Source organism: Agromyces sp. NBRC 114283, from assembly GCF_030268405.1.
Taxonomy (GTDB): domain Bacteria; phylum Actinomycetota; class Actinomycetes; order Actinomycetales; family Microbacteriaceae; genus Agromyces; species Agromyces mediolanus.
Map to the genome: position 1 here is coordinate 3766088 of NZ_BSQP01000001.1, position 22534 is coordinate 3788621.

The 22534-nt window shown below is 71.9% G+C and carries 22 protein-coding genes; 7 read left to right on the top strand and 15 right to left on the bottom strand.

Translation table 11 applies throughout. The features are described from left to right. Positions 1-25: 25 nt before the first annotated feature. The 3 genes from QSJ60_RS18145 to QSJ60_RS18155 are packed head-to-tail and all read right to left on the bottom strand — an operon-like array spanning position 26 to position 3223. Positions 26-1018 carry a 1,4-dihydroxy-2-naphthoate polyprenyltransferase gene (locus QSJ60_RS18145; RefSeq protein ID WP_308085315.1) on the bottom strand — a complete coding sequence of 331 codons (993 nt, stop codon included), beginning with the start codon at positions 1016-1018 and terminating at the stop codon, positions 26-28. Between the two features lie 23 nt (positions 1019-1041). Further along, a complete protein-coding gene (locus QSJ60_RS18150) occupies positions 1042-2247 on the bottom strand; it encodes an AMP-binding protein (RefSeq protein WP_285465056.1) in 1206 nt (401 codons plus the stop codon). A 25-nt stretch (positions 2248-2272) separates the two neighbouring features. Continuing rightward, a complete protein-coding gene (locus QSJ60_RS18155; RefSeq protein WP_285465058.1) occupies positions 2273-3223 on the bottom strand; it encodes a 1,4-dihydroxy-2-naphthoyl-CoA synthase in 951 nt (316 codons plus the stop codon). Positions 3224-3277: 54 nt separating this feature from the next. Here QSJ60_RS18155 and QSJ60_RS18160 point away from each other — a divergent pair, with 54 nt between their 5' ends. Then, the gene (locus tag QSJ60_RS18160; RefSeq protein ID WP_285465059.1) at positions 3278-4261 is read left to right on the top strand and encodes an o-succinylbenzoate synthase; all 984 of its coding nucleotides are present in this window, start codon (positions 3278-3280) and stop codon (positions 4259-4261) included. Here QSJ60_RS18160 and QSJ60_RS18165 read toward each other — a convergent pair. Further along, the gene (locus tag QSJ60_RS18165; protein ID WP_230767768.1) at positions 4251-4613 is read right to left on the bottom strand and encodes a MerR family transcriptional regulator; all 363 of its coding nucleotides are present in this window, start codon (positions 4611-4613) and stop codon (positions 4251-4253) included. The genes QSJ60_RS18160 and QSJ60_RS18165 overlap by 11 nt on opposite strands. Before the next feature lie 60 nt (positions 4614-4673). On the opposite strand from QSJ60_RS18165, the gene QSJ60_RS18170 reads away from it, so the two are divergent. Then, on the top strand, positions 4674-5903 hold the full coding sequence (locus tag QSJ60_RS18170) for an MFS transporter (RefSeq protein WP_285465062.1): 1230 nt from the start codon (positions 4674-4676) through the stop codon (positions 5901-5903). A 112-nt stretch (positions 5904-6015) separates the two neighbouring features. Here QSJ60_RS18170 and ccsB read toward each other — a convergent pair whose 3' ends face one another. The 5 genes from ccsB to QSJ60_RS18195 are packed head-to-tail and all read right to left on the bottom strand — an operon-like array spanning position 6016 to position 10873. Then, positions 6016-7059 carry a c-type cytochrome biogenesis protein CcsB gene (ccsB, locus tag QSJ60_RS18175; RefSeq protein ID WP_285465372.1) on the bottom strand — a complete coding sequence of 348 codons (1044 nt, stop codon included), beginning with the start codon at positions 7057-7059 and terminating at the stop codon, positions 6016-6018. A 54-nt stretch (positions 7060-7113) separates the two neighbouring features. Then, complete coding sequence (gene resB / locus QSJ60_RS18180; RefSeq protein ID WP_285465063.1) at positions 7114-8865, bottom strand: cytochrome c biogenesis protein ResB; 1752 nt, start codon at positions 8863-8865, stop codon at positions 7114-7116. Then, positions 8843-9595, bottom strand: coding sequence for a cytochrome c biogenesis CcdA family protein (locus QSJ60_RS18185; RefSeq protein ID WP_230767774.1), 753 nt, complete (start codon positions 9593-9595; stop codon positions 8843-8845). The genes resB and QSJ60_RS18185 overlap by 23 nt, the downstream gene beginning before the upstream one ends. Positions 9596-9623: 28 nt before the next feature. Next, on the bottom strand, positions 9624-10220 hold the full coding sequence (locus QSJ60_RS18190) for a TlpA family protein disulfide reductase (protein ID WP_230767775.1): 597 nt from the start codon (positions 10218-10220) through the stop codon (positions 9624-9626). Continuing rightward, a complete protein-coding gene (locus QSJ60_RS18195; protein WP_285465067.1) occupies positions 10220-10873 on the bottom strand; it encodes a histidine phosphatase family protein in 654 nt (217 codons plus the stop codon). Before QSJ60_RS18195 ends, QSJ60_RS18190 begins: the two co-directional genes overlap by 1 nt. Before the next feature lie 77 nt (positions 10874-10950). Between QSJ60_RS18195 and aspS the strand changes: the two genes are divergently transcribed. Both aspS and QSJ60_RS18205 read left to right on the top strand, forming a co-directional pair. Next, on the top strand, positions 10951-12321 hold the full coding sequence (gene aspS / locus QSJ60_RS18200; protein WP_285465068.1) for an aspartate--tRNA(Asn) ligase: 1371 nt from the start codon (positions 10951-10953) through the stop codon (positions 12319-12321). Between the two features lie 141 nt (positions 12322-12462). Beyond that, positions 12463-13422, top strand: coding sequence for a formylglycine-generating enzyme family protein (locus QSJ60_RS18205; protein ID WP_285465070.1), 960 nt, complete (start codon positions 12463-12465; stop codon positions 13420-13422). Positions 13423-13509: 87 nt separating this feature from the next. On the opposite strand, the gene QSJ60_RS18210 is transcribed toward QSJ60_RS18205, so the two are convergent. The 5 genes from QSJ60_RS18210 to QSJ60_RS18230 form a co-directional block, all read right to left on the bottom strand. Beyond that, positions 13510-15141: a SulP family inorganic anion transporter gene (locus tag QSJ60_RS18210; RefSeq protein WP_285465072.1), complete on the bottom strand. Its 1632-nt coding sequence runs from the start codon at positions 15139-15141 to the stop codon at positions 13510-13512. A gap of 4 nt (positions 15142-15145) precedes the next feature. After that, entirely contained in the window at positions 15146-16069 is a 924-nt protein-coding gene (locus tag QSJ60_RS18215) for an HAD family hydrolase (RefSeq protein WP_285465073.1), read from the bottom strand. Between the two features lie 4 nt (positions 16070-16073). Further along, positions 16074-18416, bottom strand: a complete 2343-nt coding sequence (locus tag QSJ60_RS18220) for an arylsulfatase (RefSeq protein ID WP_285465074.1) — start codon at positions 18414-18416, stop codon at positions 16074-16076. 99 nt (positions 18417-18515) lie between these two features. Continuing rightward, on the bottom strand, positions 18516-18782 hold the full coding sequence (locus QSJ60_RS18225) for a glutaredoxin family protein (protein WP_285465076.1): 267 nt from the start codon (positions 18780-18782) through the stop codon (positions 18516-18518). A gap of 219 nt (positions 18783-19001) precedes the next feature. Beyond that, entirely contained in the window at positions 19002-19100 is a 99-nt protein-coding gene (locus QSJ60_RS18230; RefSeq protein ID WP_003792170.1) for a 30S ribosomal protein bS22, read from the bottom strand. 121 nt (positions 19101-19221) lie between these two features. On the opposite strand from QSJ60_RS18230, the gene QSJ60_RS18235 reads away from it, so the two are divergent. Beyond that, positions 19222-19731, top strand: coding sequence for a GNAT family N-acetyltransferase (locus tag QSJ60_RS18235; RefSeq protein WP_285465079.1), 510 nt, complete (start codon positions 19222-19224; stop codon positions 19729-19731). 173 nt (positions 19732-19904) lie between these two features. On the opposite strand, the gene QSJ60_RS18240 is transcribed toward QSJ60_RS18235, so the two are convergent. Then, positions 19905-20324 (bottom strand): ArsR/SmtB family transcription factor, encoded by a 420-nt coding sequence (locus QSJ60_RS18240; protein ID WP_285465080.1) that lies wholly within the window; start codon positions 20322-20324, stop codon positions 19905-19907. Positions 20325-20394: 70 nt separating this feature from the next. Between QSJ60_RS18240 and QSJ60_RS18245 the strand changes: the two genes are divergently transcribed. Together QSJ60_RS18245 and QSJ60_RS18250 are read left to right on the top strand one after the other, a co-directional pair. Further along, on the top strand, positions 20395-21840 hold the full coding sequence (locus tag QSJ60_RS18245; RefSeq protein ID WP_230767800.1) for a TrkH family potassium uptake protein: 1446 nt from the start codon (positions 20395-20397) through the stop codon (positions 21838-21840). After that, a complete protein-coding gene (locus tag QSJ60_RS18250; RefSeq protein ID WP_230767802.1) occupies positions 21833-22501 on the top strand; it encodes a potassium channel family protein in 669 nt (222 codons plus the stop codon). The genes QSJ60_RS18245 and QSJ60_RS18250 overlap by 8 nt, the downstream gene beginning before the upstream one ends. Positions 22502-22534: the final 33 nt, after the last annotated feature.

Here is a 22534-nt window from a genome sequence, read left to right on the forward strand (position 1 = left end):
CGCCGCGTAGCGTCGCGCGCCGCGCTCAGAGCGCGAAGACGAGCCCCAGGCCGACGCCGTAGACGAGCGCCGTGAGGCTCGCGAGCTGCAGCGCGATGAGCAGCTCCTTCGCCGTGCGCGCGGTGATCACGATGACGCACGCCGGCAGCGCCGCGAGCAGCGCGAACAGTACGAGCCATCCGGTCGGGTAGAGCAGCGCCCAGAAGGCGGCGATGCCGAACGGCACGAGCATGAACACGCAGAACAGCGCGCGCCCGACGGGAGCGCCGACGAGCACCGCGAGCGTGCGCTTGCCGGAGGCGCGGTCCTGCTCGACGTCGCGCAGATTGTTCGCCATCAGGACGGCGCAGGCGAGGAGCCCCGCGCCGACGCCCCCCGACCACGCCTCGAGGTTCACGTCGAGGGCCTGCACGAACGCCGAGCCGGCGGTCGCGACGAGGCCGAAGAACACGAAGACGAAGAGCTCGCCGAGGCCCGCGTAGCCGTAGGGCCGCTTGCCGCCGGTGTAGAACCAGGCGGCCACGATCGCGGCCGCGCCGACGGCGAGCAGCCACCACTGCTGCGTGATGACGACGAGGGCGAGGCCGGCGAGCGCGGCGATGCCGAGGAAGGCGAGCGCGACCGCGAGCACGTGCTTGGGCTTCGCGAGACCGGAGCCGGTGAGCCGCGCGGGGCCGACGCGGTGGTCGTCGGTGCCGCGGATGCCGTCCGAGTAGTCGTTCGCGTAGTTCACGCCGATCTGCAGGGCGAGCGCGACGATGAGCGCGAGCACGGCGCGGGTCGGATGCCACGGGCCGTCCGCGATGGCGACGACGCCCGCGCCCGTGCCGAGCGCGACCGGCGCGATCGCGAGGGGCAGGGTGCGCAGCCGGGCGCCCGAGATCCAGTCGCCGACGGTCGCCGGACCGCGCGCGGCGACCGGGCCCTGGGCGGCGCGGGCGGGATTGCCGCTGCGGCCGTAGCTCTTCGCGCGGCGGGTGACGGCGGGATCGGGGCGCTGGGGCTTCTGGCGTACCACGGCCCTCAGCCTAGTTCCGCACGCTATGCGCCCGCCGCGAGCAGGGCGGCGACGGCTTTGCGGTCGGGCTTGCCGGAGTCGAGGCGGGGCATCGCCTGCAGGGCCGCGAGCCGCACCGGCCGGCCGGCCGGCGGCAGCCCGGCGGCGTCGACGGCGCTCGCGAGCGCGGCGAGCTGCCACTGCACGGCGTCGTCGCCGAGCCCCGCGAACGCGGCCGCCTCGACGGCCACGCCCGGCCGCTCCCCCCACTCGGCGTCGGCCACGGCGACGACGACGGCCTCGGCGAAGCCGGGCAGCCCCCGCACCGCGCGCTCGACCTCGCCGAGCGCGACCTTCACGCCGCCGGAGACGATGACGTCGTCGGCGCGACCGCGGATGCGCAGTCGCCCCTCGGCCGTCAGCTCACCGAGGTCGCCGGTGCGGTACCAGCGCTCGCCCCGCTCGGCGAGGAAGGCTCGGGCGGTGCGCTCCGGGTCGCCGAGGTAGCCGCGGGCGAGCGTTGGGCCGCCGAGCTGCACCTCGCCGTCGACGACGCGCAGGCGGACCCCGTCGAGCGGCCGGCCGTCGTAGACGCATCCGCCGGCCGTCTCGCTGGAGCCGTAGGTGCGCACGATCCTCGCGCCGAGCGCCTCGGCCCGTTCGGCGAGCTCGGCGCCGAGCGCCTGGCCGCCGACGAGCACGGCGTCGAAGGAGCGCAGCGCCGCGGCGACGAAGGGGTCGCGGTCGGCGCCCTCGACGAGGCGGGCGAGTTGCACGGGCACGAGCGAGGCGTAGTGCGGCACCTCGGGCAGCATGGTCGCGGCGGCGGCCGCGAAGCCCGGCGCGGTGAACGGCCCGTCGGGCACGGTCACGGGGTCGAGCCCGGCGAGGGACGAACGGACGAGCACCTGCGCGCCCGCGATGTAGTGCCCGGGCAGCGCGAGCAGCCACTGGCCCTGGCCGCCGAGGGCGTCGTGCGTCGCCTCGGCGCTGGCCACGAGCGCAGCGGCACTGAGGGCGACCCGCTTCGGCGCGGCGGTCGAGCCGCTCGTCTCCACGACGAGGGCGACCTCGTCCGCGACCTCCCGGAGCACGGGATCGACGGCGGATGCCTCGTCGGGCGCACCGGCCGCACCGACCGCGTCGGCATCCGCCACCGGCCAGACCGCCGGACCGCCGTCGAGCGCCGCGGCGAGCGCGGATCGCAGCCGCGGCAGCTCGCCCGACGGAACCCGATGAAGCGGTTTCACGGCGCCGGCTCCGCCGCGCGGCGGCTCAGAAGTGCCACGGGTACGGCCCCCAGTCGGGTGCGCGCTTCTCGAGGAAGGCGTCACGGCCCTCGACGGCCTCGTCGGTGCCGTAGGCGAGCCGCGTCGCCTCGCCCGCGAAGACCTGCTGGCCGACCATGCCGTCGTCGACGGCGTTGAAGGCGAACTTCAGCATGCGGATCGCCGTCGGCGACTTGGTGAGGATCGTGCGCGCCATGGCGATCGCCTCGCGCTCGAGCTCGGCGTGAGGCACGACCCGGTTCACGGCGCCCATCTCGTACGCCCGCTCGGCCGAGTACTCCTCGGCGAGGAAGAACACCTCGCGCGCGAACTTCTGCCCGATCTGCCGGGCGAAGTAGGCGGAGCCGTAGCCCGCGTCGAACGAGCCGACGTCGGCGTCCGTCTGCTTGAAGCGGCCGTGCTCGCGGCTCGCGATCGTGAGGTCGCAGACGACGTGCAGGGAGTGCCCGCCGCCGGCCGCCCACCCCGGGACGACCGCGATGACGACCTTCGGCATGAAGCGGATGAGGCGCTGCACCTCGAGGATGTGCAGGCGCCCGACGGCCGCGTGCCCGTGCGGATCGGCGGTGCCGCCCGCGCCGTCGACGATCGCGGTCTCGGCGTCGGAGTACTTGTAGCCGTCGCGGCCGCGGATGCGCTGGTCGCCGCCGGAGCAGAACGCCCAGCCGCCGTCCTTCGCGCTCGGCCCGTTGCCGGTGAGCAGCACGACGCCGATGCGCGGGTTCGTGCGGGCGTCCTCGAGGGCGCGGTACAGCTCGTCGACGGTGTGCGGCCGGAAGGCGTTGCGCACCTCGGGGCGGTCGAAGGCGACCCGGGCGATGCGCCCGTCCTTCGAGTGGTGATACGTGAGGTCGGTGAAGCCCTCGGGCCCCGCGAGGGCGGGCGCGGCATCCACCCACTCGCTCGGATCGAACAGCTCGGACACCTCGGCGCTCATGCCCTCCAGCCTATTCCCGCTGCGGGCCGCGCCGGGGTGCGCGAGACTGGGCGCATGGTCCAGCCGTCGCTGCATGAGCTCCTCGCCACCGCCCGCGTCGTCGCCCTGCCGCTCGTGACCCGCTTCCGCGGCATCGACGTGCGCGAGGCGCTGCTCCTCGAGGGCCCGGAGGGCTGGACCGAGTTCAGCCCCTTCGCCGAGTACGAGGACGAGGAGGCCGCGGTCTGGCTCGCCGCCGCGATCGACTTCGGCTGGACGGCGCCGCCCGCCCCGCTGCGCGACCGGATCCCGGTGAACGCGACGGTGCCCGCCGTCGACCCCGACAGCGTGCCCGCCGTGCTCGCCCGCTTCCCGGGCTGCCGCACGGCGAAGGTGAAGGTCGCGGCGGCCGATCAGACCCTCGCGCAGGACGTCGCGCGGGTCGCGGCCGTGCGCCGGGCGCTGGGCCCCGAGGGGCGGGTGCGGCTCGACGCGAACGGCGGCTGGACGGTCGACGAGGCCGAACGGGCCGTGCACGCCCTCGCCGAGTACGACCTCGAGTACCTCGAGCAGCCGTGCGCGACGGTCGAGGAGCTCGCCGAGATCCGCGAGCGCACCGCCTACCTGGATATCCCGGTCGCCGCCGACGAGAGCGTGCGCCGGGCGGCCGATCCGCTCGCCGTCGCCGAGGCGGGCGCTGCGGACCTCCTCGTCGTCAAGGCGGCGCCGCTCGGCGGCATCCGCCGCGCGCTCGAGATCGTCGAGCGCGCCGGCCTGCCGGTGAACGTGTCGAGCGCGCTCGACACGAGCGTCGGGCTCGCGATGGGCGCGCACCTCGCCGCAGCGGTTCCGGAGCTCCCGTTCGACTGCGGGCTCGGCACCGCCTCGCTCCTGGCGGCGGATGTCACGGCGGAGCCGTTGTTCCCCGAGGACGGCGCCGTCCCGGTGCGACGGGTCGTGCCGGACCCCGTGCTGCTCGACCGCTACGCGGCCGACGCGGAGCGCACCGGCTGGTGGCTCGCCCGGCTCGAACGCTGCGCCGCGCTGCTCAGCGGGTGATCGTCGCGCGGTCGAGATAGGCGCTGATCGCGTCGCGGTTCCGCGCGAGGCAGCCGATGCGCTGCTCGAGCTGCGCGCGCCGCTCGGCGAGCGTCTCGGCGAGCTCCTGCGCGATGACCGGGGCTTCGACCACGGAGGTGCTCGCGAGGCAGGGCAGCATGTCGAGGATGACGGCGGTCGGGATGCCCGCCTCGATGAGCCCGCGCACCTGGTTCACCCGCTCGACGGCGGGCTCCGGGTAGTCGCGGTAGCCGTTCGATTCGCGGCTCGAGGAGACGAGCCCCTGCTCCTCGTAGTAGCGGAGCAGCCGGGTCGACACCCCGGTGCGCTCCGCGAGTTCGCCGATGCGCATGACGCCCTCCGTTCATCCGGCTTGACCTTCACACTAGTGTCAAGGTTTCAGACTTGCGACATGACCGCTCCGATCACCGATTCCACGCCCGCCGTCGAGCCGCGGCGGACGGCCGAGGCATCCGCCCGCTCCGGCCGTCGTCTGCCCTACAACGGGCTGCTCGCCCTCGCCGCGATCGTCTTCACCGGCGTCGTGACCGAGATCATGCCGGCCGGCCTGCTGCCGCTCATGAGCGCCGAGCTCGGCGTCTCCGAATCACAGATCGGCTCCCTCGTCGCGGTGTACGCGCTGACCACCGCGGTCACCGCCATCCCGCTCACGGCGCTGACCCGGGGCATCCCGCGCAAGCCGCTGCTGCTCGCCCTCGTCGCGGGCTTCGTGCTCGTGAACGCGGTGACCGCGCTCGCCGGCGACTACCTCACGATCCTCGTCGCCCGCGTCGTCGGCGGCATGCTCGCCGGCCTGCTCTGGGCGATGGCCGCGGGCTACGCGATGCGCATGGTGCCGCCCGCCCACTCCGGCCGGGCGCTGTCCGTCGCGATGGTCGGCACGCCGCTCGCCTTCGCCTTCGGGCTGCCGATCGCGACGAGCCTCGGCACGGCGCTCGGCTGGCGGGCCGCCTTCGCGCTGATGGCGGCCCTCGCCGCCGGCCTCGCGATCTGGGCCCTCCTCGCGCTGCCCGCCTTCCGCGGCGAACGCGCGGCCGAGCGCCCCGGGCTCCGGCAGGTGCTGCGTCTGCCCGGCCTCGCCGCCGTGCTCGCGACGACCGCCGCGTTCGTGCTCGCACACAACGTGGCATATACGTACATCGCCCCGCTCACGGTCGCCTCCGGCGTCGCCGCGCACCTCGATCTCGCCCTGCTGCTCTTCGGCGGCTTCGCGGTCGCGGGCGTGCTGACCGCTGGCGCCCTCGTCGACCGGCACCTTCGCGCGATGGTGCTGATCTCCTCGGCCGCGCTCGGCGTCGCCATGGTCGCGATCGGGCTCGCCGCGGCGCAGCCCGTCGTCGTGCTCATCGCGATCGCGCTCTGGGGACTCGCCTACGGCGGCGCGCCCACGCTGCTGCAGGCCGCGCCCGCCCGGATCGCCGGCGAGGCCGCCGACGTCGCCCAGTCGATGGTCGTCGCGTCCTGGAACGGCTCGATCGCCATCGGCGCCCTGCTCGGCGGGCTCGCGCTCGACACGCTCGGCATCGGCTCGCTGCCGTGGCTCGCACTCGGGCTCGTCGCGGTCGCCGCGCTCATCGCCGGGACCGTGCGGACCGCCTTCGCCCGCCTGCCGCGCGACTGATCCCGGCTGAGCACCGCCGAGGGGGTCGATTTCCGACATCCGCACGCCGGAACGGCAGGCGGGATGTCGGAAAGCGACCCCCTCGAGGTGCGAGGACGCGCGGCGCCGCGGCTCAGAGGCCGGAGTAGGCGTGCAGGCCCTTGAAGAACAGGTTCACGACGGTGAAGTTGAACAGCACCGTGGAGAAGCCGATGATCGCCAGCCACGCCGAGCGGGAGCCGCGCCAGCCGCGCGTCGCCCGGGCGTGGATGTAGCCGGCGTAGACCACCCAGATGATGAAGGTCCACACCTCCTTGGTGTCCCAGCCCCAGTAGCGGCCCCACGCGGCTTCGGCCCAGATCGACCCGGCCATGAGGGTGAACGTCCACAGGATGAAGCCGACGATGGTGACCCGGTACGCCAGGTTCTCGAGCGTTGTCGAGTCGGGCAGCGTCGCGAGGAACGACTTCTTCACGGCCTTCGCCGAGGCGACGAGCGACTCCCGGCGGGACTGCATGAGCTGCACCACCGAGAGCGCGAAGCTGAGCGCGAAGAAGCCGACGGAGGCGGTCGCCACGAACACGTGGATGACGAGCCAGGCCGACTGCAACGCCGGCGGCAGCGGCACGACCGAGACGTAGAAGTTCACCGTGGCGACGCCGAGCAGCACGAGCACGAGCCCGGTGACGAAGGTGCCGAGGAAGCGCAGATCGTGCTTGGCAACGACGAGCACGACGAGGAACACCGTCGTGATGATGAGCGTGCCGGTGAGGGCGAACTCGTACATGTTGGCCCACGGCACACGGCCGGCCGCGAAGCCGCGCAGCAGGGTCGCCGTGAGGTGCAGCAGCCACGCGAGCACGGTCATCGCGACGCCGACCCGCAGCGCGGGCGAGCGCCCGTAGGCGACGCTCGCGCCGTCGGCGGTCGCGCTGCGCCAGCGCGAACCGCGACCGGAGGCCTCGCCGGCACCGGTGCCGCCGGTGCCCGCGTCGGCGCTCACCGAGCCCTTCGCCGTCGCGGCGGCCTGCAGCACGCCGACGCGCTCGCGCTCGGCGGCGGGCAGCTCCCCGCCGTCCTGGGCCAGCCGGAGTTCGTCGGCGGCCTTGGCCGCGGCAGCCCCGCGCTTCGCGAGGTCGATCGAGAAGGCGATGAAGGCGATGGCGTACACGGCCATGGCCGAGTACACGCTGAGCACTGAGATTTCATCGAGGCTGGGCACGGATCTACCTTACGTCGTGGGCTTCGCGGTGTCGTGGGTGGGCTCTGATTCGGCCGCGGGTCCGGCGAGCTTGTCGGCGAGGGCGGAGACCGCCTGTTCGAGCCCGGGGTCCTCGCCGCGGGCGAGGCCCGCGAACTCGAGCACCCGGCTGCCGTCGCGCCGGGTCGCCACCTTCACCCACATGCGGCGGCGCGGCACGAAGAGCGAGGCGAGCAGGCCCGCGAGGATCAGGATGGCGAACACCAGCACCCAGACCTGGGTCGGGTCGTGGTGGATGTCGAAGGAGGCGAAGCGCTTCACCGACTGCGCGTAGTCGCGGTCGGCGGCGCTCCCGGCGGGCACCGCCGCGGGCGCATCGGGGCTGTCGTCGACGAACTCGACGGTGCCGCGGCCGCCGGGCAGCTCGGTCACCTCGCCCGGCTTCAGCTCGATCGAGTCGACGCCCGTCTCGCCGCCGGTGAGCTGATCCATGCCGGAGGGGTCGAGCGTGTACACCGAGGTCGGGGTGCCGCTGTTGATCCCGAGGTCGCCCTCGTAGACGTTCAGCGTGAGCACCGGCAGCACGAGGTCGGGGTAGGTCGAGGCGTACGCGCCGGTGCCGAGCACGTCCTGCGTGGGGTAGAAGAAGCCGACCATGCCGAGCTGCTCGTCGAGCCCGTCGGGCACCTTCACGACGCCGATCGAGGTGAGGTTCGCGTCCTGCGGCAGGAACGGCACCGCGTCGTCGAACACGATCTCTCCCTCGGAGTCGCGGACGACGATGTGCGGTGCGTACCCGTTGCCGAGGAGGAAGACGTCGGTGCCGTGCGTTCGCAGCGGCTCGTTGACCTTGACCTGGCCGTCCTCCGCCGGGCCGCCCTGGTCGGTGATCGTCACGTGCGCCGTGAAGTCGATCGGCTGGCCGAGCGCGTCCTGGTTCTGCGTCTCGTAGACCGCGTCGAGCTCGCGCAGCGAGAGCTTGTACGGCGCGAGCGAGCTCGGGTCGAAGAAGCGGCCCGGATTGAAGGAGTCGAAGGCGGCGAGGGTGTTCACGAAGGACTGCCCCTCGACGATGACGCGCTGGCCCGCGAAGCCGAAGCCGCCACCGACGCCGACCGCGACCAGGATGCCGAGCATCGCGGTGTGGAACACGAGGTTGCCGGTCTCGCGCAGGTAGCCGCGCTCGGCCGAGACGCTCGGCTCCCCTCGCAGTTCGTAGCGCTCGACCCGGTAGCGCGCCTGCTTCAAGAGCTTCGTCGCCTCGGCGACGGCGGTCTCGGCATCCACCCCGTCCGGGAGCGGGCGCGTCGTGTAGCCGGCGAGCCGGCCGAGTCGCACCGGCGTGCGCGGCGGGCGCGCCCGCATCGCCTCGAAGTGGTGCTTGGTGCGCGGGATGATGCAGCCGATCAGCGAGACGAACAGCAGCAGGTACACCGCCGAGAACCACGCTGAGGTGTAGACGTCGAACATCTGGAACGAGTCCAGCACCGGCGCCGTGTCCGGGTGGTCGGTGAAGTACTGCGTGACGCCGTTCGGGTCGCTCGAGCGCTGCGGCACGAGCGAGCCGGGCACGGCCGCGATCGCGAGCAGCAGGAGCAGCAGGATGGCCGTGCGCATGCTCGTGAGCTGGCGCCAGCCGAAGCGCAGCCAGCCGACGAAGCCGAGCTTCGGCTGGGCCACGCCGGGGCCGTCGCCCGGTGCGGGCTCGGGCGAGTCGACGTGGTCGGCCGGCCGCAGCGGGTCGACGCCGCCGTCGCGGTCAGAGGACGAGGTCGATACCACTCATCACCCCTTGCAGATCGCTCATCCACGCCGTCCAGAGCCCCGACACCATGATCACGCCGATCAGGATGAGCAGGCCGCCGCCGATGAGGTTGATGGTGCGGATGTGCCGGCGCAGGAACGCCAGCGCCCCGGTCGCCCAGCCGAAGCCGAACGCGACGAGGAGGAACGGGATGCCGAGGCCCACGCAGTAGGCGAGGCCGAGCAGCGCCCCGCGCCACGCCGACTCCGCGTTCAGGCTGAGGCTCAGCACGGCCGCGAGCGCCGGGCCGATGCACGGCGTCCAGCCGATGCCGAACACGACGCCGAGCAGCGGCGCCCCGGCGAGGCCGGTGGCCGGCCGCCAGCTCGGCTTCAGCTGCCGCTGCAGGAAGGTGAACTGGCCGACGAAGACGAGCCCCATCACGATCATGACGACGCCGAGCACCCGGGTGATCGGGTCCTGCCAGGCCCGCAGCCACGCACCCGCCGCCCCGGCGAGCGAGGTGTAGACGAGGAACACCACGGTGAAGCCGGCGATGAAGAGCAGCACGCCGAGCAGCAGTCGCCGACGGTTGCGCCGTTCGGCGGCGGCATCGGCGGAGGCGTCGGTGAAGCCGCCGAGGTAGCCGAGGTAGCCCGGAACGAGCGGCAGCACGCACGGCGAGAGGAAGGAGATGATGCCGGCGGCCATCGCGATCGGGATCGCCACGAGCAGCTGCCCGCTGAAGACGAGCTCGCCGGGCGTCATCGCCGGCCTCCGGGATCGGCCACGTGCGTCACTGCTCCTCGAGGAGCTTGTCGACGAGGCCGCGCAGGATCGAAGCGTCCTGCAGCTGGCCGAGCACGCGTGCCGCGACGCGGCCCTCGCGGTCGAGCACGAGCGTCGTCGGGACGGCGGCCGGGGGCACGTCGCCCGCGAAGGCGAGCTGCGCGTCGCCGGAGTCGACGTCGAGGATGGAGGGGTAGTGCACGCCGTAGTCCTGCTCGAAGGAGTTCGCGGTGCCCGCCTGGTCGCGCACGTTCACGCCGACGAAGGTCACCTCGCCCTCGCCGGAGTCGTACTCCTCGAAGACGTCCTGCAGGATGGGCGCCTCGACGCGGCAGGGCGCGCAGCCCGCGTACCAGAAGTTCACGACGGTCACGTCGCCGACGGAATCCGCGGAGTCGAAGCTGCCGCCGTCGACGGTGGTGCCGGAGAACGACACCGGCTCGCCGCGCGAGGCCTCGTCGAACTCGGAGATGGTGCCGTCGCCGGCGATGTAGTTCTTGCCGCTGCCCTCGCGGTACTGCTCGGCGAGGGGGTCGCTCGTGCAGCCGGCCAGCACCACGATCGAGGCCGCCGCGAGGGCTGCGGCGGCCACCAGCTTCTTCATCAGACTGCTCCTACATCGCTCGCGCCGGCCGCGAGGGCGGCGGCCGGGTCCCGGTACCCGATCTCGACGAGGCCGCGCGCCGCCGACGAGGAGGGCTCGAGCGTCGTGATGCTCGACAGCGCGCAGCGGCGCCGCCTCGGGTCGTGCGCGAGCGGCTGCCCGGCGAGGTGCAGGTGGGTCATCCAGATCGGCATCTGGTGGCTCACGACGACCACGTCGCCGCCGTCGACCGAGGCCGAGGCATCCACGATCGCCGCCACCATCCGTGCCACGACGGCGCGGTACGGCTCGCCCCAGCCGGGGCGCCACGGGTTCATCAGCGCCGGCCAGTTCGCGGGCCGGCGGAGCGAGCCGCCGGGGCCGCGCATGCGCGTGCCCTCGAATCGGTTCGTCGGCTCGATGACCCGCTCGTCGATGATCGGCTCGAGCTCGAAGGCCGCCGCGATCGGCGCGGCGGACTCGCGGGTGCGCTGGAGCGGCGAGACGACGATCGCGCTGACCGGGCGCCGGCGGGAGACGAGGTCGGCCGCGGCCGCCTCGGCCATGCGGAGGCCGAGATCCGAGAGCCCGTAGCCCGGCAGCCGACCGTAGAGCACGCCCTGGGGGTTCGACACCTCGCCATGGCGCACGAGATGGATCTGCTCGGCCGGCACGGGTCCAAGTCTAGGTTGGCGCTCCCTTTGAATCCGCCGAGACTCCGCCTTCGGCGGCACGCCGGTAGGATAGTGCGGTGACTCACCGCACCCTCATCCAGGACCTGGCCGCGCTTCCCGACGGCCCCGTGACCGTCGCCGGATGGGTGGAGACCGTCCGCGATCAGAAGAAGGTGCAGTTCATCATCCTGCGCGACGAGTCGGGCGCCGCTCAGCTCGTGAACCCGGCGACGCGCCCTTCGACGGACTCAGGGGCCCAGGAGCCGAGCGAGGCGCCCGCCGAGGGCCCCGGCTCCGCCGCCGCGCTCGCGCTGACCGAGTCCATCTCGGCCCTCTCGCACGGCACCTTCGTGCGCGTCACGGGCGAGCTGAAGCACGACGAGCGCGTGAAGCTCGGCGGGCTCGAGGTGAAGATCGGCTCGCTCGAGGTCGTGAGCGAGGCGCTCGAGACGCCCATCGCCGCCGACTCCTCGCTCGACAAGCGGCTCGACTGGCGCTTCCTCGACCTGCGCCAGCCGAAGCAGAGCCTCATCTTCCGGGTGCAGACCACCTTCCTGCACGCGCTGCGCACCGTCTGGGTCGAGAAGGGATTCATCGAGATCCAGACCCCGAAGCTCATGGCGAGCGCGTCCGAGTCGCGCGCCGAGCTGTTCCAGCTCGAGTACTTCGAGACCGTCGCGTACCTCGCGCAGAGCCCGCAGTTCTTCAAGCAGATGGCCCAGTCGGCCGGCTTCGGCGGCATCTTCGAGGTCGGGCCGGCGTTCCGCGCCGACCCCTCCTTCACCTCCCGGCACGCGACCGAGTTCACCTCGATCGACACCGAGTTCAGCTGGATCGACTCGCACGAGGACGTCATGGCGCTCCACGAGGAACTCCTCGTCGCGGGCTTCCAGGCGGTCGCCGACACGCACGGCGACGAGATCCGCGAGCTCTTCGACGTCGAGGTGACGGTGCCGCAGCGCCCGTTCCCGCGCATCCCGCTCGCCGAGGCGAAGCGCATCGTCGCCGAGCAGGGCTACGTCATCCCCCGCGCCGACGACGACATGGACCCCGAGGGCGAGCGCCGCATCTCGCAGTATGTGCGCGAGACGTACGGCCACGAGTTCGTGTTCCTCACCGACTACGCGTCGAGCATCCGGCCGTTCTACCACATGCGTCACGAGGGCGACCCGTCGCTCACGAACTCGTACGACCTGATCTTCAACGGCGTCGAGATCTCGACCGGCGCGCAGCGCGAGCACCGCGTCGAGGTGCTCGAGGCCCAGGCGCGCGAGAAGGGGCTCGAGCCCGAGGAGCTCTCCTTCTACCTCGACTTCTTCCGCTACGGCGTGCCGCCGCACGGCGGCTTCGGCATGGGCCTCGCGCGCGTGCTGATGCTGATGCTGGGCGAGTCGTCCATCCGCGAGACGACGTACCTCTTCCGCGGCCCGACCCGCCTGCTGCCCTAGGCGCCGGCCCTTCGCGCTCCGCGCTCCGCAAGCGGTCAGTATTTGCGGGTGCCGATCGCCGCGCACCCGCAAATACTGACCGCTTGCCGGTCGAGGGGCCGGCCGGGAGCGGATGGCCCGCGCCGGCCGTAGGCTCGGAGCATGACGGTCGCCACCACGCCCATGCTCCGGATCGAGGGCGGCACGTTCCGCATGGGCTCGAACGAGTTCTACGCCGACGAGTCACCCGTGCACGAGCGCACCGTCGACGGCTTCGAGCTCGACCTGCACCCGGTCACGACCGAGCAGTTCGCCGCGTTCGTCGAGGACACGGGCTACGTGACGGTCGCCGAGCGTCCGCTCGACCCTGCCGACTTCCCCGGCGCCGACCCGGCCGAGCTCGTGCCCGGCGGACTCGTCTTCACCCCCACGGCCGGCCCGGTCGACCTCCGGGACTGGCGGCAGTGGTGGCGCTGGGGCCCCGGCGCGAGCTGGCGGCATCCCTTCGGCGCGGCTCCCGAGGGCGAGCCGGGCTTCGACGCCCTCGTCGAGCGGCCGACGCATCCGGTCGTCCAGGTCTCCTTCGAGGATGCCTCGGCCTACGCGGCCTGGGCCGGCAAGCGCCTGCCCACCGAGGCCGAGTTCGAGTTCGCCGCGCGCGGCGGCCTCGACGGCGCCCGCTTCGCCTGGGGCGACGAGGAGTTCCCGCGCGATGCGGAGCATCCCGACGGTCGGTTGATGGTGAACCGCTGGCAGGGTTCCTTCCCCTACCGCAACACCGGCGCGGCCGGCTGGGTGGGCACGAGCCCGGTGATGACGTTCCCGGCGAATGGCTACGGCCTCTTCGACGTGACCGGCAACGTCTGGGAGTGGACGAGCGACTACTACACCGAGCGGCACGTCGTGCCCGGTGCGGCCGATGCCGCCGTCGACGCCGGCGCCCGGCCGAACCTGCTCGCCGCGGCGTCCGCCGAGCCCGGCTCGCGCATCCCGCGCCGGGTGCTGAAGGGCGGCTCGCACCTCTGCTCGCCCGACTACTGCCTGCGCTACCGGCCGTCGGCCCGCTCCCCGCAGGCCGACGACTCGGCGACGACGCACATCGGCTTCCGCTGCGCCCGCTGAACGACGGCGCCCGCTGAACGACGGCGCCCGCTGAGCGGCGGCAGCCGAGCGGCGTTCGCCGAGCCGCCGGCGCGCGCATCGGGTCGGCTACCCCGCCGTCGCCGCCTCGAGCGTCGGGTAGACCCGCCCCGCGCGCTCCATCCCCGCGAACCACGCACCGCGCCTGGCCATCGCCGCCCCGGACTCGGGCACCGCGGCGAGCCGCAGCTCGACGCCCATGCCGCCGAGCTCGCGGTCGAGGTCGGCGAGCATGTCGAGCACGGTGATCGAGGTCGTCTCGAGCCGCGTGAGCTCGAGCGCCACCGCCCGGATCGGGTGCTCCCCCGACACGGCCTCGCCCGCCCGGGCGAGCACCGCCTGCTCGTAGGCGAGCGCGTTGGCGGTGAACATGCCGCCGAGGAGCCGCACCGGCAGCACCCCGCCCCACGGCTCCCCCGCCTCGATGCGCACCCGGCTGAGCTCCCGGAGGATCACGACGAAGGTCGCGACGAGGCCGACGAGCACGGCGTAGAGCAGCCCGGTGGTGAGCCCGACGACCGCGGTGAGCGTCGCGATCCAGAAGTCGTTCCGGCTCGTGCGCCAGAGCTCGACGATCGCGCCGATCTCGACGAGCCCGATCACGGCGACGAAGACGAGCGAGGCGAGCGTCGCCTGCGGCAGGAGGCTCAGCACCGGTCCGAGGAACAGGGCGACGAGCACCGCGAGCGCGACCGTCGTCAGCGAGGCGAGCTGCGAGCGCGCCCCCGCCCCCTGGTTCACGGCGCTCTGCGAGAAGCCGCCCGCGGCCGGCAGCGTCTGGAAGAAGGCGCCGAGGGTGTTCGCCGCGCCGGTCGCGAACAGCTCCCGGTTGCTGTCGATCTGCGGCTCGCCGGGCTTGCGGATGCCGCGCGCCACCGCCGCGGACTCGAGGAACGCCATCACGGCGATCGCGAGCGCGCCCGGCAGCATGCCGCCGAAGTGTGCGAAGGAGGGCAGTTCGAACGGCGGGAAGCCCTGCGGCACCGCCGCGATGAGCTCGACCCCGAGCCCGTCGATGCCGGCGAGCCAGACGAGCAGGATGCCGACCACCACGACCACGAGCGGCCCTGGCACCCGCTTCGCGAAGCGCTTGAGCAGGAACAGCACGAGGATCGAGCCCGCCGACAGCAGCACGGTCGGCAGGTTCGCGCCCGGCAGCGCCTCGACGGCGGCGGCGATCGAGCGGAGGAAGCCGTGCCCGGTGAACTCCGCGTCCTCGCCGAGCAGCTTCGGCAGCTGGCCGACCGCGACCGTCGCGCCGACGCCGACCTGCACCCCGATGATGGTCGCCTTCGAGATGTACTCGACGGCGGACCCCGCCTTCAGCAGCCGGGCGAGCAGCAGCAGGACGCCGACCAGCAGCGTCAGCGCCATGAGGTCGGGCACCGGGTCGTCGGAGCCGGCGGCGACCCCGGCACTCACGAGGGTCGTCGCCGTGAGCGTCGCGATCGTCGACGTCGTCGACACGCTCATCGCCCGGGAGCCGCCGAGCATGGCGTAGACGAACATCGGCACCATGCAGGTGTAGAGCCCGAGCTGCACGGGCAGGTTCGCGATGGTGGCGTACGCCATCGCCTGCGGCACGACGACCGCACCGGCCGTCAGCCCGGCCAGCAGATCCCGCGGGATCGAGGCGGCCCGGTACCCCTCCAGCGTCGGCAGCAGGAGGCGCCCGCGGCGGGCGACGGCGGCGCGGGCCATCCGCTCAGCCCTCCGGGAAGATGCGCGACCAGTCGCGCTTCACGCTCACCACGGTGATCCCGCGATCGGATGCCTCGGCGAGCGCGCGCTCGGCGCCCGTGTCGTACGGCTGGTCGCCGCGGCCGGCGTCGTCGTCGTGGTGCACGAGGATCGCGAACCCGCCGCCCGCCCGCGCGTACGCGAGCATCGGGAGGTCGCCGTTCGAGTTGCCGCCGGCGAAGAGCGGGCGCCGGCCGATCCGGCTCCAGATCCGAACGGGCTTCTCGGGGCCGTCGTCGAAGAAGTCGAGGCCTGCGGTGTACCGGACGTCGCCGGTCTCGGCGTCGAAACTCAGTCCGAGCGCGGAGCCGACGACGCGCTCCGGCGGGATGCCGTAGTACCGCTCGGTCATCGGGCGCATGAAGTCCCGCTCGCCCCCCGACACCAGGTACACGGTGAAGCCGTTCGCCTCGAGCTCGCGGAGCAACTCGATCATCGGGGCGTAGACGGCATCGGCGTACGGGGTGCCGAGGGTGAGGTGCTTCGCCTCCTCGTAGAAGCGCGACACCGAGGCGGCGTAGTCCTCGACGCTCATGCCGGCGGTGACGCCGACGACGGCACCGATCAGGATCTTCAGATCGGTGTCGTCGCCCTGGTAGTGCCGTTCGACGGCGCCGCCGAGCCAGCCGTAGTCGCCCGTCACGGCGGCCCGGTACGGCTGACGCTCGGCGAGCGACGGATCGGCTTCGGCCTGCCGCTTCCACTGCTCCACGATGTAGTGCAGCTGCGTCGGCATGGGCTTCTCGGTCCACAGGGTGCCGTCGTTGTCGAAGACCGCGACGCGCTCGGCCTCGGGCACGGCGTCCGGGCCGTGCGCGACGCGGTCGATGAACGCGAGGATGGCGTCACGGGTCGGGGTGTCGGCCCACGAGGGCAGGCGCTCCGGCATCCGCTCAGTCCCGTGCGTAGGCCGCGGCGAGATGCGCCTCGAGGTCGAGGTAGGCGTCGTCGGCGATGTCGAAGACCACCTGCGCGATCTCGCCGCCAGTGAAGTCGAAGCCGTAGCCGTACAACGACGAGACCGGGTCGGCGCTGTCCCGGCCGATCGTGAGGCCCTCGCCGCAGAGCGAGAAGTGCCCGAGCACGGTGCGGATCCGCTGCTCGCCGACCTGCTGGTCGTCGAGGTAGAGCCTCACCGGGCCGACCCCCTCGCGGTATTCGCCCATGCCCTCCTTCACGAACTCCACACCGATGATGTGTCTGCCCGAGGTGGGTGCGGGCGCCGAGACCCGGTCCTCCGGCGGGATGCCGAGGAAGTTGTAGACGTAGTGCACCTGGCCGTCCTTCACGACGAGCGCGTGCCCGCCGAAGCGGGAGCCGTGGGCGAAGATCACGCCCTCGGTCTCGGGGGTGAACTCCACCTCGGCGGCGATCTTGTACGAGACGCCGTGCACGTTCGCCGCGCTGCGCTCGGGCACCTCGCTCGTGCCCGGGTAGTACACGTAGCGGCCCGATGGCGGCGCGGGCTGGTGGTACTCCATGTGCATGAAGGTGTCGAAGTCCTTCGGGTTGCCGAGCACCTGCAGATCGTTCAGCGGCAGCACGTTGTTCTGCTTCGCCTCGGCCATCCAGAGCGCCTTCAGCTCCTCGAGCTTCTCGGGGTGCTCCGCCGCGAGGTCGTGCGACTCGGAGCGGTCGACCTCGGTGTGGTACAGCTCCCACACGTCGTCGTCGAAGTTGCCCTTGCCGCTCACCGGCCCGTGCACGGTGACCGCCTTCCAACCCTGGTGCCAGATGCCGCGCTGGCCGAACATCTCGTAGTACTGCGTCTGCTTGTTCGAGGGGGCGTCGGGCGCCGCGTCGAAGGAGGGCACCATGGACACTCCGGACAACGGCGTCTGCTCGACGCCGTTGTACGTGTCGGGGAACGTGACGCCGCAGGCCTCGAGGATCGTCGGAACGATGTCGGTGGAGTGGTGGTACTGGTGGCGCACTTCGCCGCGCGCGGCGATGCCCTTCGGCCACGAGATCACGAGCGGGTCGGCGACTCCGCCCTGGTAGGTGTAGCGCTTGAACATCTTGTAGGGCGTGGAGAAGGCCGCCGCCCAGCCGGTCGGGTAGTGGCCGTAGGTGTTGGGGCTGCCGAGCTCGTCGACCATCGCGAGGTTCTGCTGCAGATCGTCGGGGTAGCCGCCGAACACCTTGCCCTCGTTGACCGAGCCGTTCGGGCTGCCCTCGCCCGAGGCGCCGTTGTCGGCGCAGTAGATGACGAACGTGTTGTCGAGCTGGCCCGACTCCTCCAGGTAGTCGATGATGCGGCCGACCTGCGCGTCGGTGTACTCGCTGAAGCCGGCGTAGACCTCGGCCATCCGGCTGAACAGGGCGCGCTCCTCGGCGTCGAGCTCGGCCCACGGCCGCACCGCGTCCGCCGGGGTGAAGGTGCCGTCGGGCATGGGGTTCAGCTCGGTGAGGGCGGTGCCCTCGGGCAGGATGCCGCGCTCGATCATGCGCGGCAGGACCCACTCGCGGTAGGCCTCGTAGCCGTCGTCGAACTTGCCCTGGTATTTGGCGATGTACTCCTCGGGCGCGTGGTGCGGCGCGTGGTTCGCGCCGGGGCAGAACCAGAGGTACCAGGGTTTGTCGGGCTCGGTCTGCTTGACGTCGCGGATCATCTTCAGCGCCTGGTCGGCGAGGTCTTTCGAGAGGTGGTAGCCGTCCTCGGGCAGGTAGGGCTGGTCGATGTAGCGGTTGTCCTCGGCGAGCGAGGGGTACCAGTTGTTCGTCTCGCCGCCGATGAAGCCGTAGAAGCGGTCGTAGCCCTGGGCGAGCGGCCAGTTCTTCTTCGAGGCGCCCGCGGTCCACTCGTCGATCGGCACGTTGTGGTTCTTGCCGACCCAGAACGTCGACCAGCCGGCATCCCGCAGCACGTTCGCCATCGTCGCGTTCGACGGCGGGATGTGCGAGTTGTAGCCGGGGAACCCGGTCGAGGACTCGGAGATCGTCGCGAAGCCGTTGAGGTGGTGGTTGCGGCCGGTGAGGAACGTGGAGCGCGTGGGCGAGCAGAGCGCCGTCGTGTGCCACTGCGAGTACGTCAGACCGTTCTTCGCGAGCCGTTCCATCGTCGGCATCTGGATCCGCCCGCCGTACGGCGACCAGGCCGCCATCCCCGTGTCGTCGTAGAGCACGACGAGCACGTTCGGCGAGCCCTCGGGCGCCTTGCTCGGCAGGAAGGCCTCCCAGTCCGCCTGCGAGTCGCGCACGTCCAGCTCGATGCGTCCACGGAATTCACGCGCCACGATGTCCCCCCGGATCATCCCGGGCGGACGCGGTCGTCCGCCCTCCTGGGGCAAACCTAGCCAGCAGAACGGGCCCGTGGCTAGAAGAGAACTGCCGGTTCAGCCGAGCAGCGCCGCCTTCAGGCGGACCGGATCGACCCGCCAGTAGGTGTGCACCTCGCCGTCGATGAGCACGACGGGGATCTCCTCGGCGAAGCGCTGCGCGAGCGCATCGTCGTCGAGGATCGATTGCTCGTCGAAGGCGATCACCGGGCCGTCGGGCAGGGCGGCGAGCTCCTCGCGCACGGCCTGAACGACCTCGCGGGCGTCGTCGCAGAGGTGGCAGCCGGGCTTGCCGACGAGGGTGAGGCGGAGGTCTCGGGCCATCCCCTCAGCCTACGCGGCGGCCTGGTTCCCCGAGCCCGTCGAGGGGTCCGTTGGTTCCCCGAGCTTGTCGAGGGGTCCGTTGGTTCCCCGAGCTTGTCGAGGGGCGAGGGGCGCTTCGACAAGCTCAGCGAACCATCCGGGAACAGGCTCAGCGAACCATCCGGAGACAGCGAAAAGCGCCAGGCCCGCAGACCTGACGCTCAGCCGTAGTCGGAGCGACTACTTCTTGTTGCGACGCTGGTGGCGCGTCTTGCGAAGAAGCTTGCGGTGCTTCTTCTTCGCCATGCGCTTGCGACGCTTCTTGATGACGGAACCCATCGAAACCTCACTGAAGATCGTGTCGGCCGCGCGTGCCGCAGCCGAGGGCCCAAAGAGCCTCGGAGTAGTCTACCCGATCCATCCGCATGCCCCGACCGCGGGCCTCGGGTAGCGTCGGAGGATGCCTGGCGCGCCGTTCACCGTCCGTTCCACCCGCGAGGACGACTGGCGCGAGGTGCGCGCCCTCCGCCTCGAGATGCTCCGCGACGAACCGATCGCCTACGCCGAGACGCTCGAGCACGCGCTCGACGTCGACGAGGCGGGCTGGCGGCTCCGCGCCCGCCGCGGCGAGACGGACGGGCAGACCGCGCTCGTCGCGGTCGAGGGCGCGCGCTGGATCGGCACGATGGGCGGCTACGTGCCGGATGCCGCGACGGGACCGATGCTCGTCGGCGTCTTCGTCGCCCCCGACCGCCGCGGCGACGGGCACGGGGTCGCCCGTGAGCTCCTCGACGGGGTGGAGCGCTGGGCGCTCGGGCTCGGCGACACCCTGCGGCTCGAGGTGCACGAGACGAATGCGCGAGCCCGACGGTTCTACGAGAAGCTCGGCTTCACGCTCACCGGCCGCAGCCGCCAGTACGAGCTGGCACCCGGCGGCCTCGAGCTGGAGATGATCAAGCCGCTGCGCTGAGCTGGTTCGCTGAGCTTGTCGAAGCGGCCCCTCGACGAGCTCGGGGAACCACCTGGTTCGCTGAGCTTGTCGAAGCGGCCCCTCGACGAGCTCGGGGAACCACCTGGTTCGCTGAGCTTGTCGAAGCGGCCCCTCGACAGGCTCGGCCCCTCGACGAGCTCGGGGAACCGGGGCTACTTGCGCTTGACCGCCTGCGTGACGCGCTGAGCGGTCTCGGCGAACGCGGCGCCGAGGCGCGAGGCGAAGGCGCGCTGGTCGTCGTTCAGCGAGATCGCGGCGCTCGCGAGGGTCGCGGCATCGGCGGCGGCATCGGATGCCGTGAACGGAATGAGCCAGTCCTCGATCGTCTCGAGCGGCTCCCGGTCGAGCCGGTAATAGCGGTGCTGGCCCTCCTCGCGCACGGCGACGAGCCCCGCCTCGCGGAGCACCTTCAGGTGCTTCGACACGGTCGGCTGGCTCACGCCGAGGGCGGCGACGATCTCCGAGACGCTGATCTCGCCGCCGGACGACGGCTCGCTCTGCTCGCGTTCGAGGAGCACGGCGAGGATGTCTCGCCGGGTCGAGTCCGCCACCACGTCGAAGATGTCCGCCATGGTGCAAGGGTAGCCACTCGCGCCGGGGAGTACCATGACACACGCGTCACGCAAGGCTGGAGGGGGCTCGATGCACGCACGGCCGACGATCGGGAACCCCGGTCGCGGGAGCCGCAGCTGGCTCGGGGTCGTCCGCGACGCCGTCGACGGCCTGGTCAAGCACTCGCCGTCGCGGTTCGCGATCCTCGTCTTCGCGGCCCTGATCCTCGTCTTCACGCTGCTGTTCTCGCTGCCGATCGCGCGTGCCGGCGAGGCATCCTCCGCGCCGCTGCACGACGCGCTGTTCACCGCCGTCTCGGTCATCTGCGTGACGGGTCTGTCGACCGTGGACATGGCGACCTACTGGTCGCCGTTCGGGCACGGGCTCGTCTACCTCGGCGTGAACATCGGCGGCATCGGCGTGCTGACGCTCGCGACGACCCTCGGCTTCGTCATCTCGCGGCGCCTGGGCCTGCGGGCGAAGCTCATGGCCGCGAGCGACACGAACCCCTCGCGGCTGCACGTCGGCCCCGTGGCGGAGCGCCAGGCGATCCGCCTCGGCGAGGTCGGCGGGCTGTTGTTCACCGTCGCGGTGAGCGCCCTCGTCATCGAGGCGGCGCTCGCGATCGGCCTCATGCCGAGCATGCTCGCCGCGGGATACGACGTCGGCCACTCGATCTGGTACAGCCTGTACTACTCGGCGATGGCGTTCACGAACACCGGCTTCTCGCCGAACCCGGGCGGGCTCGCGCCCTTCGAGCACGACTACTGGATGCAGTCGCTGCTCATGGTCGGGGTGTTCCTCGGCAGCCTCGGCTTCCCCGTGATCTTCGCGCTCGCGAAGGCGTGGCGCAGCCCGCGCAAGTGGAGCGTGCACGTCAAGCTCACGCTCACCACGACCGTGATCCTGTTCATCGCCGGCGCGGCGATGTTCATCCTGCTCGAGCACGCCAACCCGAAGACCTACGGGCACCTCGACGCGGGGCCGACGATCTTCCAGTCGTTCTTCATGTCGGCGATGACGAGATCCGGCGGCTTCGCGACCGTCGACATGCACGACCTGTACGGCTCCAGCCAGCTCGTCAGCAGCATGCTGATGTTCATCGGCGGCGGCTCCGCGTCGACGGCGGGCGGCATCAAGGTGACGACGCTCGCCGTGCTGTTCCTCGCGGCGGTCGCCGAGGCGCGCGGCGCCCCCTCGATGGAGGCGTTCGGCCGACGCATCCCGCGCGACATGCTGCGCCTGTCGGTCTCCGTCGTCCTCTGGGGCGCGACCATCGTCGCGGCGGCCTCCATCGCGATCCTGCAGATCACGAAGGCGCCGTTCGAGAACGTGCTCTTCGACGTCATCTCGGCCTTCGCCACCTGCGGACTGTCGACCGGGCTCACCGCCGAACTGCCGCCGGAGGGCGTCTACGTCATGGCCGGCACGATGTTCATGGGACGGGTCGGCACCGTCACCCTCGCCGCGGCGCTCGCCGCGAGCACCCGCCGGCAGCTGTTCAAACGACCGGAAGAGAGGCCCATCGTTGGTTGATCGCATCAAGCACAACGCCCCCGTCCTCGTGATCGGGCTCGGCCGCTTCGGCGCCGCGACCGCGGGCCAGCTGGACCGGCTCGGCCGCGAGGTGCTCGCCGTCGACACCGACGAGTCCCTCGTGCAGAAGTGGGCCGAGCGGGTCACGCACGCCGTCGTCGCCGACGCGAAGAACATCGACGCGCTGAAGCAGATCGGCGCGCAGGACTTCTCGACCGCGGTCTGCGCGGTCGGCTCCTCGATCGAGGCGTCCGTGCTCATCACGGCGAACCTCGTCGACCTCGGCGTCCCGCAGATCTGGGCGAAGGCGATCTCCGCCTCGCACGGCAAGATCCTGCAGCGCATCGGCGCGAACCACGTCATCTACCCGGAGCGCGAGGCGGGCGAGCGCACGGCGCACCTCGTGAGCGGGCGGATGCTCGACTTCATCGAGTTCGACGACGACTTCGCGCTCGTGAAGATGTACCCGCCGAAGCCGATCCGCGGCAAGAACCTGACCGAGTCGGGCGTGCGCACGAAGCACAACGTCACGGTGGTCGGGGTGAAGAGCCCGGGCAAGCCGTTCACCTACGCGACCGAGAAGACCGTCGTGTCGAACCACGACCTCATCATCGTGACCGGCACCGAGAGCGACATCGAGAAGTTCGCCGCGCTCGAATAGCCGCGGCCGGGGCCGGGGCCCGTAAGGATTCCG